16 protein-coding genes are annotated in these 15,840 nt (G+C 62.1%); 8 read left to right on the top strand and 8 right to left on the bottom strand.

What is annotated here, in order from left to right:
• Window positions 1-49: 49 nt before the first annotated feature.
• Genes trmFO through gluQRS form a run of 3 tightly spaced genes read left to right on the top strand, consistent with a single transcriptional unit; the run spans window position 50 to window position 2,907 of the window.
• On the top strand, window positions 50-1,402 hold the full coding sequence (gene trmFO / locus ACERZ8_RS14275; protein WP_407592828.1) for a methylenetetrahydrofolate--tRNA-(uracil(54)-C(5))-methyltransferase (FADH(2)-oxidizing) TrmFO: 1,353 nt from the start codon (window positions 50-52) through the stop codon (window positions 1,400-1,402).
• A 42-nt stretch (window positions 1,403-1,444) separates the two neighbouring features.
• Window positions 1,445-2,050, top strand: a complete 606-nt coding sequence (locus ACERZ8_RS14270; protein WP_407592827.1) for a class I SAM-dependent DNA methyltransferase — start codon at window positions 1,445-1,447, stop codon at window positions 2,048-2,050.
• Window positions 2,047-2,907: a tRNA glutamyl-Q(34) synthetase GluQRS gene (gene gluQRS / locus ACERZ8_RS14265; protein ID WP_407592826.1), complete on the top strand. Its 861-nt coding sequence runs from the start codon at window positions 2,047-2,049 to the stop codon at window positions 2,905-2,907. Before ACERZ8_RS14270 ends, gluQRS begins: the two co-directional genes overlap by 4 nt.
• 41 nt (window positions 2,908-2,948) lie before the next feature.
• Here gluQRS and hisI read toward each other — a convergent pair whose 3' ends face one another.
• Window positions 2,949-3,329 (bottom strand): phosphoribosyl-AMP cyclohydrolase, encoded by a 381-nt coding sequence (gene hisI, locus ACERZ8_RS14260; protein ID WP_407592825.1) that lies wholly within the window; start codon window positions 3,327-3,329, stop codon window positions 2,949-2,951.
• 60 nt (window positions 3,330-3,389) lie between these two features.
• On the opposite strand from hisI, the gene ACERZ8_RS14255 reads away from it, so the two are divergent.
• Window positions 3,390-3,842, top strand: coding sequence for an iron-sulfur cluster assembly scaffold protein (locus ACERZ8_RS14255; RefSeq protein WP_407592824.1), 453 nt, complete (start codon window positions 3,390-3,392; stop codon window positions 3,840-3,842).
• 190 nt (window positions 3,843-4,032) lie between these two features.
• Here the strand turns inward: ACERZ8_RS14255 and ACERZ8_RS14250 are convergent, their stop codons facing one another.
• The 5 genes from ACERZ8_RS14250 to sciP form a co-directional block, all read right to left on the bottom strand.
• Window positions 4,033-4,161, bottom strand: coding sequence for a hypothetical protein (locus tag ACERZ8_RS14250; protein ID WP_407592823.1), 129 nt, complete (start codon window positions 4,159-4,161; stop codon window positions 4,033-4,035).
• Window positions 4,162-4,264: 103 nt separating this feature from the next.
• Window positions 4,265-6,352 (bottom strand): ATP-dependent DNA helicase RecG, encoded by a 2,088-nt coding sequence (recG, locus tag ACERZ8_RS14245; RefSeq protein WP_407592822.1) that lies wholly within the window; start codon window positions 6,350-6,352, stop codon window positions 4,265-4,267.
• Complete coding sequence (gene ligA / locus ACERZ8_RS14240; RefSeq protein WP_407592821.1) at window positions 6,349-8,598, bottom strand: NAD-dependent DNA ligase LigA; 2,250 nt, start codon at window positions 8,596-8,598, stop codon at window positions 6,349-6,351. Before ligA ends, recG begins: the two co-directional genes overlap by 4 nt.
• A 156-nt stretch (window positions 8,599-8,754) precedes the next feature.
• A complete protein-coding gene (ctrA, locus tag ACERZ8_RS14235) occupies window positions 8,755-9,474 on the bottom strand; it encodes a response regulator transcription factor CtrA (RefSeq protein WP_407592820.1) in 720 nt (239 codons plus the stop codon).
• Between the two features lie 95 nt (window positions 9,475-9,569).
• Window positions 9,570-9,848: a CtrA inhibitor SciP gene (gene sciP, locus ACERZ8_RS14230; RefSeq protein WP_407594278.1), complete on the bottom strand. Its 279-nt coding sequence runs from the start codon at window positions 9,846-9,848 to the stop codon at window positions 9,570-9,572.
• Window positions 9,849-9,972: 124 nt separating this feature from the next.
• On the opposite strand from sciP, the gene mnmA reads away from it, so the two are divergent.
• The 4 genes from mnmA to ACERZ8_RS14210 all read left to right on the top strand — a co-directional run bounded on the left by mnmA (window position 9,973) and on the right by ACERZ8_RS14210 (window position 12,950).
• Window positions 9,973-11,112, top strand: coding sequence for a tRNA 2-thiouridine(34) synthase MnmA (gene mnmA / locus ACERZ8_RS14225; protein WP_407592819.1), 1,140 nt, complete (start codon window positions 9,973-9,975; stop codon window positions 11,110-11,112).
• Between the two features lie 71 nt (window positions 11,113-11,183).
• Window positions 11,184-11,939 (top strand): SDR family NAD(P)-dependent oxidoreductase, encoded by a 756-nt coding sequence (locus tag ACERZ8_RS14220; protein WP_407592817.1) that lies wholly within the window; start codon window positions 11,184-11,186, stop codon window positions 11,937-11,939.
• Between the two features lie 19 nt (window positions 11,940-11,958).
• Entirely contained in the window at window positions 11,959-12,408 is a 450-nt protein-coding gene (locus ACERZ8_RS14215; protein ID WP_407592816.1) for an MOSC domain-containing protein, read from the top strand.
• Entirely contained in the window at window positions 12,405-12,950 is a 546-nt protein-coding gene (locus ACERZ8_RS14210; protein WP_407592814.1) for a sugar O-acetyltransferase, read from the top strand. The genes ACERZ8_RS14215 and ACERZ8_RS14210 overlap by 4 nt, the downstream gene beginning before the upstream one ends.
• Here ACERZ8_RS14210 and ACERZ8_RS14205 read toward each other — a convergent pair.
• Complete coding sequence (locus ACERZ8_RS14205; RefSeq protein WP_407592813.1) at window positions 12,947-13,867, bottom strand: DUF5996 family protein; 921 nt, start codon at window positions 13,865-13,867, stop codon at window positions 12,947-12,949. The two genes, ACERZ8_RS14210 and ACERZ8_RS14205, sit on opposite strands and share 4 nt — an antisense overlap.
• A gap of 35 nt (window positions 13,868-13,902) precedes the next feature.
• Window positions 13,903-15,711, bottom strand: coding sequence for an ABC-F family ATP-binding cassette domain-containing protein (locus ACERZ8_RS14200; RefSeq protein ID WP_407592812.1), 1,809 nt, complete (start codon window positions 15,709-15,711; stop codon window positions 13,903-13,905).
• Between the last annotated feature and the right edge of the window lie 129 nt (window positions 15,712-15,840).

Here is a 15,840-nt window from a genome sequence, read left to right as displayed (position 1 = left end):
CAATGCTGTGCACATTGCGCGCCACCGTTCTTTGCCCTACATCCGCGCCATGACCGAAAAACTGCATATCGTGGGCGGCGGCATGGCCGGGTCCGAGGCTGCATGGCAAGCCGCCAACATGGGCGTTTCCGTGGTGATCCACGAAATGCGCCCCAAAGTAGGCACGTTCGCGCATCAGACTGGCCTTTTGGGCGAAATGGTGTGCTCCAATTCCTTCCGGTCCGATGACAGCGAACAAAACGCGGTCGGACTGCTGCATTGGGAAATGCGCGCCGCTAACGGACTGATCATGCAGACGGCGGACAAGCATCGCCTGCCCGCCGGCGGGGCCCTGGCCGTGGATCGCGATCCCTTTGCCCAGTCGGTGACGGATGCGTTGACGTCACACCCCAATATCAGCGTCGCATACGGCGAAATTACCGCCCTGCCCGAGGATGGCCACTGGATCATCGCCACAGGTCCGCTGACCTCTTCATCCCTTGGCGCTGCGATTGCGGCCGAAACCGGCGCCGAGGCGCTTGCCTTTTTCGACGCCATCGCACCCATCGTTTATTTCGACAGCATCGACATGTCCAAGGCTTGGATGCAGTCGCGCTATGACAAGGGCGAGACCGAGGAAGAACGCACCGCCTACCTCAACTGCCCCATGGATCGTGACCAGTACGAGGCGTTCATCGACGCGCTGCTGGCCGCCGACAAGACCGAATTCAAGGAGGGCGAGACGGCCGGATACTTCGACGGCTGCCTGCCCATCGAAGTGATGGCCGAACGCGGCCGCGAAACTTTGCGTTTTGGCCCGATGAAGCCTGTGGGCCTGACCAATCCGCACGCACCGGATGTGAAACCGCATGCGGTGGTGCAGCTGCGGCGCGACAACAAGCTGGGCACGCTTTACAACATCGTCGGCTTTCAGTCCAAGATGAAGTACGGCGCGCAAACAGATGTATTCAAACGTATTCCCGGCCTTGAGAATGCCAGCTTTGCCCGTTTGGGCGGCATTCATCGCAACACTTTCCTGAACTCCCCAACCTTGCTGCACGCCGACATGCGCCTGAAATCCCGGCCCAATGTCCGCTTTGCCGGGCAGATCACAGGGGTCGAAGGGTATGTCGAATCCGCCGCCATGGGTCTGCTTGCGGGTCGCATGGCGGCGACCGAAATTCTGGGCGGCACCTTAGATGTTCCACCCGCGACCACGGCCATGGGCGCGCTGATCACCCACATCACGGGCGGGGCCGACGCCAAGACGTTCCAGCCGATGAACGTCAATTTCGGGCTGTTCCCGCCGGTCGAAGGGCTCAAAGGCGGGCGGCGCGGACGCAAGGACCGCTACAAGGCTTACACGGATCGCGCCAAGGCCGATTGGCAAAGCTGGCTGGCCCCGCAGGCACAAGCGGCCTGACACCCCACTGGACGTGCGGGTCGGGGTCGCTAAACTGGGCGCATGACAAAGTTTCTGGACAAGGCCTATCAGGCACGCGACGCAGACTCGACACGCGCACTTTATGATGACTGGGCAAACAGTTACGAGGCGGAAGTGGCCGAAAACGGCTATGCAACGCCAGGGCGCTGCGCCGAGGCGCTGAAATCCTACACGACCGATCAAAGCGCTCCGGTTCTGGATTTCGGCTGCGGCACCGGCCTCTCCGGCCTTGCCCTCAAACTGGCGGGATTCGAGGTGATTGACGGCGTGGATCTTTCTGCCGAAATGCTGGCCGAGGCGCGTACCAAGGGGGTCTACCGCCACCTCGATCAGATCGAAGCGGGCGGTGATCTGCCGCGCAAGGACTACAGCTTGTGTGCCGCCATTGGCGTAATCGGCGCCGGGGCAGCGCCAATTTCCGTGCTGCACACTCTGATGCGAGCCCTGCCGCGGGACGGCAAACTGGTGTTCTCCTTCAACGACCATGCACTTGAGGATCGCTCGAACGAGGCGGGCATTTGCGAATGGACCGATTGCGGTGCCGCGCGATTGCTGTTCAAGGAACACGGACCCCATCTGCCCGGCATCAACTTGAAATCCAACGTCTACGTGCTTGAAAAAGCGTGACATTCACGACGCGTTTCGCCCCTTCTCCAACAGGCCCGCTGCATCTGGGCCACGCCTATTCGGCCCTGCTGGCCCATGACATGGCGCGGGCGGCTGGCGGGACCTTCCTGCTGCGGATCGAAGACATTGATCAGTCTCGTGCCCGCGCCCATTGGGAAGAACAGATTTTTGACGACCTCGCATGGCTCGGGCTCGACTGGTCGACGCCGGTATTGCGGCAATCAGATCACATGAATACCTACACGCAAGCACTTGATACATTGTGGCAAAATGGACTTCTATATCGATGCGATTGCTCTCGACGGGATATAGAAGAAGCCGCCAACGCCCCGCAGGAAGGGGTTGCGACCCACGGTCCTGACGGGATGATCTATCCCGGCACATGTCGCAGCAAACACCCGCGTACGGGAGCGCGGCCAGAAGGCAAGGCGTTGCGGCTCGACATCGCGGCGGCACTCGCCCACATCAAAGTTCCCATCGCCTACAATGAAACCGGTTTGAACCCCGACCATGTCAAAGCGACAAACATGCAGGACACAGTCGGCGACATCGTTCTGGCCCGGCGCGACATGGGCACGTCCTATCATCTTTCCGTCACCGTTGATGACGCGGCCCAATCCATCACCCATGTGGTGCGCGGCATCGATCTGGCCGAGGCCACGCAGATCCACGTACTCCTGCAAAAACTGTTGGGACTGCCCACACCTGTCTACCACCATCACCGGCTGATCCGCGATGATGCGAGCAAGCGCCTTGCGAAACGCGACGATGCACGTGCTATCGCCAAGTACCGACAAGACGGCGCAACACCGGAGGATATTCGCCAGATGGTCGGGCTACACCCCTCCTCTGATTAATAGTCCTCGGGTGGAGGCGAAGCCGGGGGGCAGACAGCCCGCTAGACAGGCGCCATCAGCACAACCTCTGCGCCGTCCTCAACTTCGGTGTAAAAACACGTCCGCCGCCCGGTGTGACAGGCTGGCCCTGTCTGGCGCACCTGCATCAGCAGGCAATCACGGTCGCAATCGACGCGCAGCGACACCAGGTCCTGCACATGTCCGGATGTCTCGCCCTTGACCCAGAAGGCACGGCGGGAGCGCGACCAGTAGGTCACGCGGCCTGTCGCAAGGGTCCGCTCCACCGCCTCGGCGTTCATCCATGCCATCATCAGCACCTCGCCGCTGTCGACGTCCTGCGCGACGGCAGGCACCAGCCCAGCCTCATTGTAACGCAGAGTTGCGGGGTCAAATGGGGTGGTCATGACAAAACCTTTTTGCATCTTGCTTGGACCCGATTATGTAGATCGGATAAGATACCGACACCAGAGCCCGGAGGCGACATGCCCGCCGATACCGACCTGATCAAACTCTATTCCACCCGCATTCTTGCGCTTGCGGCGGATATTCCGCACACCGACCGGCTGACGGACGCGCATGCGACGATCAAGAAACGATCGCCCTTATGTGGCTCTGCCGTGACCGTCGATGTGCGGGTCGAGGACGGGCGGATTGCGGCCTATGGGCAGGACGTCAAGGCGTGCGCACTGGGACAGGCGGCGGCGGCCGTCACCGGGCACGCGATCATCGGGCGCACGCTGGCCGAAGTTCAGACCGCGCGGGACGAGTTGCGCGACATGCTGAAATCGCAAGGCGACGTGCCCGCAGCGCCCTTTGACGGGTTCGAAGTGCTCGAACCTGCGCGCGACTTCAAAAATCGGCACGCTTCGATCCTGCTGGCCATCGAAGCTACGGCAGAGGCCATGGAACAGGCGCTTCAGTCCGACTGCGCCTGACAATTCGACAACCGCAAAAAAACGCCGCACATCCGGGGAGGATGGCGGCGCAAGTGAAGCGTGTCTTGCAGGGGACGGATCCAGATCCCTGCGGCAAACAGGGTCACGTATCAGCAGGCAGAGCCGATGTGTGAGGACGCCAATTGGGACGGGCGTGTGGGTGGATCACAGCAAGATCGCAGGCAGAAACTCAGATCAAAGACGGCAGGTAGAGCCCAACCACCAGCATCACCGCCAATGCCCCTGCACCCAGCATATCCTGAAGCAGTGTGGCCTCAGCGCGGGTTGCGACATCTTTGAGTGTGCGAAGCGTGGTCATGTCGGTGCCTTTCGTCTCTGGAGTTGCTCCTTTGTTCTCATATCCTTAACGCTTCGTAAAGAACTTTTTAAGAACATTTGCGAACTTTTTGGCATAGGCCGATCTAACCAACTGAAATCAAACGGATCGCCTCGTCCTGCCGCATAAGCCACAACAGCACCCGCGCCGCCGTCCCCCGCGCACTGGCGAGAGTGGGATCGTCGGCCAGCAGTTTGCGCGCATCGCTTTGGGCAATCGCCATCAATGCCCCCTGCCGGTCCAGATCAGCGATGCGGAACCGCGGCACACCCGATTGTGCTGTCCCGATCAGATCGCCGTACCCGCGCATCTGCAGATCGGTTTCGGCAATCGCGAACCCGTCTTCGGTCGCGCGCAGCACTTCAAGCCGTTTTTGCCCTGTCTCTGAAAGGGGCGCCTGATACATCAGCAAACAGGTCGAGGCCGCCTCGCCCCGCCCGACACGGCCCCGCAACTGGTGCAGTTGCGCCAGCCCGAATGTCTCGGCCCGCTCGATCACCATGATGGTGGCGTTGGGCACGTTCACACCCACCTCGATCACGGTCGTGGACACCAGCACGCCCGTTTCGCCCGCCTGAAAGCGCGCCATGGCGACATCCTTTTCCACCGGAGGCATCTGCCCGTGCACCAGCCCGACGCGCCCCTCACCCAGCGCCGCGCGCAGGCGTTTGAAGCGCTCTTCGGCGGCGGTCAGATCGACCGCCTCACTTTCCTCGACCAGCGGGCACACCCAGTAGCATTGCCGCCCCTCGTCCATCACGGCTCGCAGGCGCGCAACCACCTCGTCCATGCGCTGCGTGCTCATCAGGGCTGTCTTGATCGGTTTGCGCCCAGGCGGCTTTTCATCCAGCACCGACACGTCCATGTCGCCATATTGAGCAAGCGCGAGGCTGCGCGGGATCGGCGTGGCCGTCATCACCAGCACGTCGGATGCGGCCCCTTTCTTGCCAAGCGCGAGCCTTTGGCGCACGCCAAAGCGGTGCTGTTCGTCCACAATTCCGAGGCGCAGATCGTGGAACGCGACGTCGTCCTGAAACACGGCATGGGTGCCCACAAGGATCTGGATGTCACCACGCGCAAGGGCGGCCAGCTTGGCGCGCCGCTCCGCGCCCTTGTCGCGGCCCGTCAGAATTTCCAGCACGACGCCTGCGCTTTCGGCAAGGGGTTGCAAGCCTTCCAGGTGCTGGCGCGCGAGGATCTCAGTCGGGGCCATCATCACCCCCTGCCCGCCTGCCTCGACCGCGATCAGCAGCGCCATGAAAGCCACAAGCGTCTTGCCCGCGCCCACGTCGCCCTGCAACAAACGGTTCATGCGCGCAGGCCGCGCCATGTCGGCGGCGATTTCGGCAATCGCGCGGTCCTGCGCACCAGTGGCGGCATAGGGCAGATCGGCGCGCACTTTGGCCTGCAAGGCGCCAGTGCCTTGCGTCACCTGCCCGGCCACGCGGCGTTCCGACGCGCGTGCAAGGGCCAGCGTCAGTTGATGCGCCAACAACTCGTCATAGGCCAGACGGGTGCGCGCCACGCTTGTCGCGGCAAGATCGCCCTGGCTGGTCGGGTTGTGCGCCTGCATCATTGCATCTGCAAACCCCGGCCACTTGGCCTGCGCCAGCTGGTTCGGATCGATCCATTCATCCACCACCGGCAGCCGCGTCAGCGCAGCGCGCGTCGCCTTGAACATCGTCTTTTGCGTCACACCACCAGTCAGGGGGTAAACGGGTTCGTATCCCGGGATGTCATCAGCGTCTTCGACAGGCAGGATATGATCGGGATGCACCATGTTGGCGATGCCATCAAACAGCTCGACCCGGCCCGAAACAACGCATTCAGACCCCGTGGGCAGAACCTTGTTCAGATAATCACTGCGCCCATGGAAAAAGACGAGTTGGAACGAGGTCGCGCTGTCCTCGACATGGATGCGATAGGCGCCACCACGGCTGCGCGCGGCGTGATGCGCGCCGACTTTGATCTTCACGGTGAGCGTGGCGGGCAGCACTGCCCCATCAATCGTGTCGCGCAACGTGCGGTCAATGCCAGTGTGGGGCAGCGTGAACAGCAGATCGCGCGGCGCCTCGATGCCCATATGGCCAAGGTTCTGCGCGGTCTTCGGGCCAACCCCGTCCAGCGTTTCGAGACCTGCAAACAGCGGAAACAGGATTTCAGGGCGGCTCATGACGCGCCGATCAGGTCCAGCCAGCCATCCTCGTCCAGCGTCTCGATGCCCAGCTCAGCGGCCTTTTTCGCCTTGGACCCTGCACCGGGGCCCGCCACCAACAAATCGGTTTTGGCGCTGACCGATCCCGACACTTTGGCGCCCAGGCTTTCGGCGCGCGCCTTGGCTTCGGCGCGGGTCATCTTTTCAAGCGTGCCGGTGAACACCACCGTTTTGCCCGCCACGGGGCTGTCGGTGTCTGCGGGCGCGTCTTCGGGGGCGATGGTCAGGTGTGCGACAAGGCGGTCGATGCTCGCGCGTTCCGCCTCTTGCTGGAAAGTCGTGACCAGCGCGACGGCGACCGTTGCGCCAATCCCGTCGATGCCGGTCAGTGCGTCCCAGGCCGACTTGGCTTTGGGGTCGAGCCCGGACCACACCGCATCGCGGGTGGGTTTGATGCGGGCGCGGCGCCCTTCGGCCTGGGCGGCGATCCTTTCCTGAGCTTCGGCCTGATCGGCCTGCAAATGGCATTGGGCAGCAGGTGCGGCACGATCCACCGTGTCAATCAGCGCCTCCCACGTGCCGAAATGGCGGGCGAGATCGGCGGCCACCACCTCGCCCACATGGCGAATACCCAGCGAAAAGATCAGCCGTTTCAGCGGTATATCGCGCTTTTCCGCGATGGCCTGAAACAGGTTCTCTGCGCTTTTGTCGCCCCAGCCGTCGCGGTTGGCCAGCTTGGTCAGATTGCCCGCATCGCGCGCCTGCAGGGTGAAGATGTCGGAGGGTTCGCGGATCGCCAACTGCTCATCGCCATAGAACATCTCGACCTGTTTGGCGCCCAGACCCTCGATGTCAAAAGCGGCGCGGCTGACAAAATGTTTCAACTTTTCAACCGCTTGTGCCGGGCAAATCAGGCCACCGGTGCAGCGCGCTACGGCATCGCCTTCCTCGCGAATGGCGTCCGATCCGCATTCGGGGCACAGGTTGGGAAAGGTGTAGCGCTCGGCATTGGCGGGGCGTTTGGACAGGTCCACATCAGCCACTTTCGGGATCACGTCGCCTGCGCGATAGACCTGCACCCAGTCGCCGACGCGGATGTCCTTGCCATCGCGGATCGCAGCACCGGTGTTGTCGCGCCCGGCGATGTAATCTTCATTGTGCAGCGTGGCGTTGGACACGACAACGCCCCCAACCGTCACCGGAGTGAGACGCGCCACGGGCGACAGTGCCCCGGTGCGGCCCACCTGAATGTCGATGGCTTCCAGCCGCGTCCAGGCGAGTTCGGCGGGGAATTTGTGGGCAATCGCCCAGCGCGGCGTGGTGGAGCGAAAGCCGAGGCGGCCCTGCAGGGCAAGGTCGTTCACCTTGTAGACAACACCGTCAATGTCATAGCCGAGCGCGGCGCGTTGCTGTTCGATGTGGCGATAATGGGCGATCATCTGACCCGGTCCGTCACACAATTCGGTCAACGGATTGGTCTGAAAACCAAGCTGTTCCAGACGGGCGATGGCACCGTTTTGCGTATCTGACAGCGGCTCTGACAGAGCACCCCATGCATATGCGAAAAAGCGCAAAGGGCGCGCGCGGGTGATGGAGGGGTCGAGTTGGCGTAGTGATCCCGCCGCCGCATTGCGCGGATTGGCAAAGGGATTCTGGCCCGCCTCCACCTGGCGCGCGTTCAGCGCTTCGAAATCGGGGTGGGACATGTAGACTTCGCCGCGCACCTCCAGAACATCCGGAGCGTCCGTAAGGCGGTGCGGAACGTCATCGATCGTGCGGGCATTTGCGGTGACGTTTTCACCAACCGCGCCGTCCCCCCGCGTTGCGGCCTGCACCAGCACGCCGTTTTCGTAGCGCAGAGACAGGGACAGACCGTCAATTTTCGGCTCGGCCGTGTAGGCAAGCGGTGCTTTGGCATCGAGGCCAAGGTATTTGCGGATACGGCCATCAAATTCGGTGACGTCGTCATCATCAAACGCATTGGAAAGCGACAGCATGGCCACGGCATGTGTGACTTTGGAAAACCCTTCTGCCGGGGCTGCTCCGACTTGTTCGGACGGGCTGTCGCTGCGCTTGAGGTGGGGAAAGCGCGCCTCGATCTCCGCATTGCGCCGTTTGAGCGCGTCATACTCGGCATCTGAAATCTCGGGCGCGTCCTTGGTGTGATAGGCACGGTTGGCCTTGGCCAGCACCTCGGCGAGGCGCGCCAGTTCAGCCTGTGCCTCATCCTGTGACAAATCTCTGGTGGGTGTGTTTGCGCTCACGTCGGTCCCCGATCACTTCCCGCCAAGAGATAAAAGCGTGTGAAGGCCGGGTCCAGTCATTGATCGCGGTTTTGGGAGGAGATAGCCGCTTGTCCGGGCAGCAAAAGGCCGACGCAGTGGTTAACCGCGTCGGCCAGTCTTAACCTTTGAGGCGGATCAGGCGCCGACGGCCAGACGTGTGTCGTCGGTTTGCTGCGCCGGTTCAGGATCGCGCAGCACATAGCCGCGCCCCCACACTGTCTCGATATAGTTCTCGCCGCCGGTTGCGACACTCAGCTTCTTACGCAGTTTACAGATGAACACGTCGATGATCTTGAGTTCAGGTTCGTCCATGCCGCCATAGAGGTGGTTGAGGAACATTTCCTTGGTCAGTGTCGTGCCCTTGCGCAAGGACAACAGTTCGAGCATCTGGTATTCCTTGCCCGTCAGGTGCACTGCCTTGTTGTCCACGCTCACCGTCTTGGCGTCGAGATTGACAGAGACGGCCCCGGTATCGATCACGGACTGCGAATGCCCTTTTGAGCGGCGGATGATGGCATGAATGCGTGCCACCAGTTCCTCGCGGTGGAAGGGTTTGGTCAGGTAATCATCGGCCCCAAAGCCAAAACCCTTGATCTTGTTTTCGGTGTCATCCGCGCCCGACAGGATCAGAATGGGCGTCTCGACCCGGGCCAGACGCAACTGGCGCAGCACCTCGTGACCATTCATGTCGGGCAGATCGAGGTCCAAAAGGATCAAATCGTAATCATAAAGCTTGGCAAGATCGATCCCTTCCTCCCCCAGATCGGTCGCATAGACATTGAGGTTGGCATGGGTCAGCATCAGTTCAATGCTTTTGGAGGTCGTCGGGTCGTCTTCTACAAGCAGCACGCGCATTCAATCGGTCTCCACTAAGGGTGTCGGTGTCGAACTAAACGTGAACCCAAAAGGTTAACCACACGTTACTCCTGTGGGTTTTGTACATTAACAACCTAGAGTTGTCTATACCTTTGCACTGCAGTCGCCTTCAGGGCGTCCTCTCCATGGTCGGAAACGGCCTTCACCCACGCCAAAAACTCTTCCTCGCTTAGGGAATAGCGATCAAGCGCGTCAGACTGCGACAACAACCCGTAGAGAACCCCGCGCACAACCGCCGCTTTGCGCGATGCAACCCAGCGGCGAGTGGTCGGAGGCGGCAAGTCGGCCCGTGTCAGCACTGTGCCATCCGGCAAGGTGACCGCGCGGGGTCCATCGACTTTCTTCAAATACATTGCACTGCTCATGTTTGCTTCGAAGGCAACATGCGTCTGCGGCCCTAATAGCGGGTTAAACCGGCCCTTGAGACTATTTCGCATTTTCATATATATGCGCCGATACCCCCCAAGGAGACGTGACATGCTTGACCAATCCGGTCCGCTCAACTCATTGGGCTTTGCAAAAGCCCCTGCCGACACACGTGTGGTCGTCGCCATGTCCGGCGGCGTCGACAGTTCTGTTGTGGCTGCCGAGTTGAAGGCGCAGGGCTATGACGTGGTGGGTGTCACCTTGCAGCTTTACGATCATGGGGCCGCACTTGCCAAGAAGGGTGCGTGCTGCGCAGGCATCGACATTCACGACGCGCGCCGCGTGGCCGAAGAGATGGGCTTTCCCCACTACGTCCTTGATTACGAGAATGTTTTCAAGGATGCGGTGATCGACGAATTTGCCGACAGTTACCTGGGCGGGGCCACGCCGGTGCCCTGCATCCGCTGCAATGAGCGGGTCAAGTTCAAAGACCTCTTGGAGACCGCCAAAGACCTTGAGGCCGATTGCATGGCCACCGGCCACTACATCCAGCGCAAGATGGGTGATGCAGGCCCTGAGTTGCACGGTGCCGCCGACGCCAACCGCGATCAGAGCTATTTCCTGTTCTCGACCACGCCGGACCAGCTCGATTACCTGCGCTTTCCACTGGGCCATCTGCCATCCAAGGATGACACCCGGGCGCTCGCCGCAAAATACGGGCTGAGCGTGGCGGACAAGCCCGACAGTCAGGATATCTGTTTCGTGCCGAACGGTGACTATGCCGCCGTCATCCGCAAACTGCGCCCCGAGGCGGCAGCCCCCGGTGATATTGTGGACACTGAAGGGCGCGTGCTGGCGCAGCATGACGGTGTGATCAACTACACCATCGGGCAACGTCGCGGCCTTGGGATTGGCGGTCTGGCGGACCCGCTTTACGTGGTCAAACTGGATGCGGACGCCCGACACGTGATCGTCGGGCCCAAAGAGATGCTGGCCACCCGCACCGTTCCTGTGCGCGAAGTGAACTGGCTGGGCGATGAACCTTTCAATGCCCGCCCCGAATGGCATGTGGCAGTCAAGGTCCGTTCAACCCGGCCCCCGACGGACGCAGTGATTCGCCCGATCAGCGCAACCGAAGCCACTGTTGAACTGGCGGCGGCCGAGGCAGGCGTGTCCCCCGGGCAGGCCTGCGTGTTCTATGATCGCGAGACAAGCCGCATCTATGGCGGCGGGTGGATCCACAAAGGGTAAGGGCGCGCCTTGCCCCGCGCCGACCCTTGCGCTTATCTGAACGCCAGATTTGCGCAACAGGCAGGTGCCCTATGAAACTCGACACAACGAAAGCCATTGTAACGGGTGGCGCCTCTGGTCTGGGGGAGGCGACCGCGCGTTATTTTGCAGCACAGGGCGCGCAGGTGACATTGCTTGACCGCGATGCGGCGCGCGGCACTCAGGTGGCGTCAGAGATCGGGGGCCATTTTGCCGAAACGGATGTGACGGACGAGGCGTCGGTTCAGGCGGCCATCGACCTTGCCACAGAGAAAATGGGCGGGATCAGTGCGGCGGTGAACTGTGCGGGCATTGCCCTTGGCATCAAAACGGTGGGCCGCGACGGGCCCCACCCCCTGCCCGCCTTTCAGAAAACCATCGACATCAATCTGGTGGGCAGCTTCAATGTCGCCCGCCTTGCGGCCGCGGCCATGGGCGCGAATGATCCCGAACCGGACGGCGCGCGCGGGGTGATCATCAACACCGCCTCCATCGCCGCCTTTGACGGGCAGAAGGGGCAAGCGGCCTATGCAGCCTCCAAGGGCGGGATCGTAGGGATGACCCTGCCCATGGCCCGCGATCTGGCAAGCACGGGCGTGCGGGTGATGACCATCGCGCCGGGCATCTTCAAAACGCCGATGCTGGCGGGTCTTCCGGACGATGTGCAGGCCGCATTGGCCGCCGATGTGCCCAACCCGGCCCGCCTTGGCGATCCGCAGGAATACGCGCGGCTTGCAGGTTTCATCGTCGAAATGGGGTATCTCAATGGCGAGGTGATCCGCCTCGACGGCGCGCTGAGGATGCGCTGAGATGTGGCAAGGCAGGCTGTTGAGCATCCATACCACACCAGAGGCCCGCGCGCCGATGATGGAGCAAAGCGCGGCGACCCTGATCGCAGGCGTCGGGATCGAAGGAGACCGCTATGCCAAGGGCATCGACACCGGTACTTATTCGGCCCAACCAGACGTGCGCGAGGTCACCTTGATCGAGGTCGAAACGCTGGAGGCTCTGGCGCGCGATCATGACATCACGCTGGATGCGATTGAACACCGGCGCAACCTCACCACCCGCGACGTGCCGCTGAACCATCTGGTCGGGCGGCGGTTTCGGGTGGGCGACGTGGTGTTGGAAGGCGGGCGGCTCAACACGCCCTGCCGCTACATCGACATGATCACGAAAAAGGCGATCTGCGATCTGCTCGAACACCGCTCAGGCCTCAACTGTCGGATCATCACAGGTGGCACGATACGGCCCGGCGATGCGATCCATATGGCATGACCACCGAGCGGGACAAGATGGCGGCGGGTGCGTGGTATAGCTGCCTTGATGACGGCCTTGAGGCGTTGCGGGTCACCGCCCTTGAGGCCGTTCACGCACATAATCACCTGCCCCCGGCTGAACGGCGCACGTTAAGCGCCCCACTGCGCGCCCTTTTTGCCAGTGCGGGGCAGAATTGCCTGATCGAAGCGCCGTTTCACTGCTCATACGGGATCAACATCCACCTCGGGGACGAGGTGTTCCTCAACGTTGGCTGTGTGATCCTTGACAGTGCGCCTGTGCATATCGGGCATGGGACGATGATCGGTCCGGGCGCGCAGATTCTGTGTGCGGATCACCACCGCGATCCCGTCAAGCGGCGCGCTGGGATCGAACGTGCCCTGCCCGTCACCTTGGGTGAAAATGTCTGGATCGGTGCGGGCGCGATCATCCTGCCCGGTGTCAGCATCGGAGATCGCGCGATTGTGGGGGCAGGCAGCGTGGTGACGCGCGATGTGGCGGGCGATACCACTGTCTTCGGCAATCCGGCAAAAACGCGCTAAAGGCTGCGGGGTATGCCGGGTCGGCCCATCTCACAGTCAAGGCTTGCGCGGTCCCACTTGCCCGCCTCTGCGGCCGCCACATAGGTGGCGTTGAGAAACTCAAGCAGCATCCCGCGCGGATCATCCGCCGTAGCCACCGCCCGGTAAGGCAACAGGAACTCGCCCAGATCCGTGTCAAACCGCGCCGCATCGGGCCCCGCAGGGAAATCGGCAAAGCCGTCAGGCACCGGATAGGCGTAGCTGTAAAACATCGCCTCCTCCGCCCCGTTGCCGCCCGCCCAGAACCCGGCAGAGGACACCTCGTGGCTATAGGCCTCTTGCGTGATGGTGTCGGGCAACGCGGGAAAGCCGCCGGGGTGCAAAGGGGCCTCGCGCCCCGAAAACCGGGTCACGGCCAGATCGAACGACCCCCAGAACAAATGCACCGGGCTGACTTTGCCCAGAAATCCGGTGCGAAACTCCTGAAACAAAGGCAGCATCGCGACAAGGGCCTGCCACCATGCTGTCACTGCGGCGCGATCGTATGCCCCCGGTTCCGTCTGGTGGGCAAAGGCGACGGGGTCCGGTACTTCGTTTGGGCGGGCGTGATAGACGTCCGGTGCCCCGACGGCGCGCAAGCGATCCTTGAACGCCGCGTTGAAGGCAGACACGGACATCGGCGCGAGATCAAACCCAGCGCTGTCACCACTGGCCGCCAGCACAACCAGCCGGTGATCGATGAAATCAAAGCGCACTTCCCACCCGCCGGGAATCAGCCCGGTGGTCAGCCCGCGCGCATCCGGATAAAGCGTGGCGTGCCAGGAATGGTTGAGCCATGGCGTGTTGGCGAGGCGGAACTTGCCCACGATCTGCGCCCACATATGCAGGGCGTCGCCGCTGTCTTTCCAGGCGGAGTAATCAAGCTGAGGCCATTTCATGGGGTCGAGCCTAACACGCTGGCACGCGCAGGCAATCAGGCGCTCGCCTTTTCCTCAAGGTTCAGCCATTCCTCTTCGGCCTCATCCAGACGCGCCTGCCGTTCGATCAGCGCATCCGTCGCCTTCTGAAACTTCACCGGGTTCTCGGTGAACAGGTCCGGGTCGCTCATCAGTTCCTGCAGCTTGACGATCTCGGCCTCCAGTCGCTCCATCTCGGCAGGCAGCGCGTCAAGGCGGTGCTTTTCAGTGAATGTCAGGGAGGTCGAGGGCGCCTCTTTCTGCTTTGACTTCGCACCGGAAGCCTTTGCTTTTGCAACTTCTTCTTTGGTCGATTTGGGGCGACGCTGCGATTGATAATCGCTCCAGCCTCCCGCATAGACAGTGGCCTTGCCATCGCCCTCCATCGCGATGGTGGTCACGGTCACGCGGTCCAGAAAGTCCCGGTCGTGGCTGACCAGCATGACGGTGCCATCATATTGGTCGATCAGATCCTGCAGCAGATCCAGCGTTTCGACGTCCAGATCGTTGGTCGGCTCGTCGAGCACCAAGAGGTTCGACGGTTTGGCCATGATCTTGGCCAGCAACAGGCGCGCCTTTTCCCCGCCCGAGAGTGAGCGGATGGGCGCACGGGCCTGTGCCTCGTCAAAGAGAAACTCCTTGAGGTACCCCACCACGTGCTTGGGCGCGCCGCGCACCATGACCTGATCGGCCTTGCCGCTGACGCGCATGTCCGGGTCACCCGTCAGGCTGTCCCACAGGGTCATGTCAGGATCAAGCTGCGCTCGGGTCTGGTCGAACAGCGCAATTTCAAGGTTGGTGCCAAGGGTCACCGTGCCGGAGTCCGGTGCATCGCGGCCGATCAGGATGTTCAGCAACGTCGTCTTGCCCACGCCGTTGGGTCCGACAAAGGCGATGCGATCCCCGCGCTGAATGGTGAGTGTGAACGGCTCGACAATTGTCTTTTCGCCAAAGGACTTGGCGACGTCCTTCACCTCGATCACCTTGCGCCCCGACTTTGGCCCCTGTTCGAACGCCATTGCGGCGGTGCCCTGCCGCTTGATCTGGCCTGCGCGTTCGGCGCGCAATTCCTGCAAGGCACGCACGCGGCCCTGGTTGCGCTTGCGCCGCGCCGAAATGCCCTCGACGGCCCAGCGGGCCTCGGCCTTGATCTTGCGGTTGAGCTTGTGGCGCTGGGTGTCTTCCTCATCCCATGTGGCATCGCGCCAGGCCTCGAACGCATCAAATCCCTTTTCCTGACGACGCACCATTCCCCTGTCGATCCAAAGGGTTGCGCGGGCAAGTGCACGTAGAAATGCGCGGTCGTGACTGATCAGGACAAACCCGGCGCGGGTCGCCTTCAATTCGGCCTCAAGCCAGCCAATCGCCTCAATGTCGAGATGGTTTGTGGGCTCGTCCAGCAGCATCAGATCAGGGGATTCTGCCATCAGGCGGGCCAGTGCCGCGCGGCGGCGCTCCCCTCCGGACGCCGTCGAAACGGGGCGCGCCGGGTCGAATTTCAAGCCCTCGCCTGCGCGCTCAACTTTATAAAGGTCGGACGCATCCAGCCCGTGCATCGCAAAGTCACCCAATGTGGCAAAGCCCGCCATATCCGGGTCCTGCTCCATATAGCCGACCGAAACACCGGGGCCTGCGACCACCTCGCCGGTGTCGGCCTCAACCAGCCCGGCCATCACCTTCATCAGCGTGGATTTGCCTGACCCGTTGCGCCCGACAAGCGCCACACGGTCGCCCGGCTGGACCACCAGAGACAGGTCATCAAACACCGGATCGCCTCCGAAGGTCAGCGAAATATCAGAGAGTTGAAGCAGGGGTACACGGGCCATGTGCGCCAGCTAGTGGCTCAGGCGGACGGCGTCAACTGACCGCGGCGCATCCCGTTTGTTCTGACCAGAACTACCACGGGGGTCTGGGGGCCGGCCCACGGCCGGTCGGATCGGGCACACCGATCCGCA

Source organism: Tateyamaria armeniaca, assembly GCF_045797845.1.
In the GTDB taxonomy this organism is placed as follows: domain Bacteria; phylum Pseudomonadota; class Alphaproteobacteria; order Rhodobacterales; family Rhodobacteraceae; genus Tateyamaria; species Tateyamaria armeniaca.
The sequence above is the reverse complement of the archived record's forward strand: the minus strand, read 5'-3'. Positions and strand labels throughout refer to the sequence as shown.

Excerpts from the sequence above, each read along its gene's own strand:
- ACERZ8_RS14205 (WP_407592813.1), bottom strand. The coding sequence starts at position 13,867 with ATGAAATGGCCTCAGCTTGATTACTCCGCCTGGAAAGACAGCGGCGAC.
- ACERZ8_RS14200 (WP_407592812.1), bottom strand. The coding sequence starts at position 15,711 with ATGGCCCGTGTACCCCTGCTTCAACTCTCTGATATTTCGCTGACCTTC.
- ACERZ8_RS14220 (WP_407592817.1), top strand. The coding sequence starts at position 11,184 with ATGAAACTCGACACAACGAAAGCCATTGTAACGGGTGGCGCCTCTGGT.
- ACERZ8_RS14210 (WP_407592814.1), top strand. The coding sequence starts at position 12,405 with ATGACCACCGAGCGGGACAAGATGGCGGCGGGTGCGTGGTATAGCTGC.
- ctrA (WP_407592820.1), bottom strand. The coding sequence starts at position 9,474 with ATGCGCGTGCTGCTTGTAGAAGACGACCCGACGACCTCCAAAAGCATT.
- trmFO (WP_407592828.1), top strand. The coding sequence starts at position 50 with ATGACCGAAAAACTGCATATCGTGGGCGGCGGCATGGCCGGGTCCGAG.
- ACERZ8_RS14270 (WP_407592827.1), top strand. The coding sequence starts at position 1,445 with ATGACAAAGTTTCTGGACAAGGCCTATCAGGCACGCGACGCAGACTCG.
- sciP (WP_407594278.1), bottom strand. The coding sequence starts at position 9,848 with ATGTATTTGAAGAAAGTCGATGGACCCCGCGCGGTCACCTTGCCGGAT.
- mnmA (WP_407592819.1), top strand. The coding sequence starts at position 9,973 with ATGCTTGACCAATCCGGTCCGCTCAACTCATTGGGCTTTGCAAAAGCC.
- hisI (WP_407592825.1), bottom strand. The coding sequence starts at position 3,329 with ATGCAAAAAGGTTTTGTCATGACCACCCCATTTGACCCCGCAACTCTG.
- ACERZ8_RS14250 (WP_407592823.1), bottom strand. The coding sequence starts at position 4,161 with ATGACCACGCTTCGCACACTCAAAGATGTCGCAACCCGCGCTGAGGCC.
- ACERZ8_RS14255 (WP_407592824.1), top strand. The coding sequence starts at position 3,390 with ATGCCCGCCGATACCGACCTGATCAAACTCTATTCCACCCGCATTCTT.
- recG (WP_407592822.1), bottom strand. The coding sequence starts at position 6,352 with ATGAGCCGCCCTGAAATCCTGTTTCCGCTGTTTGCAGGTCTCGAAACG.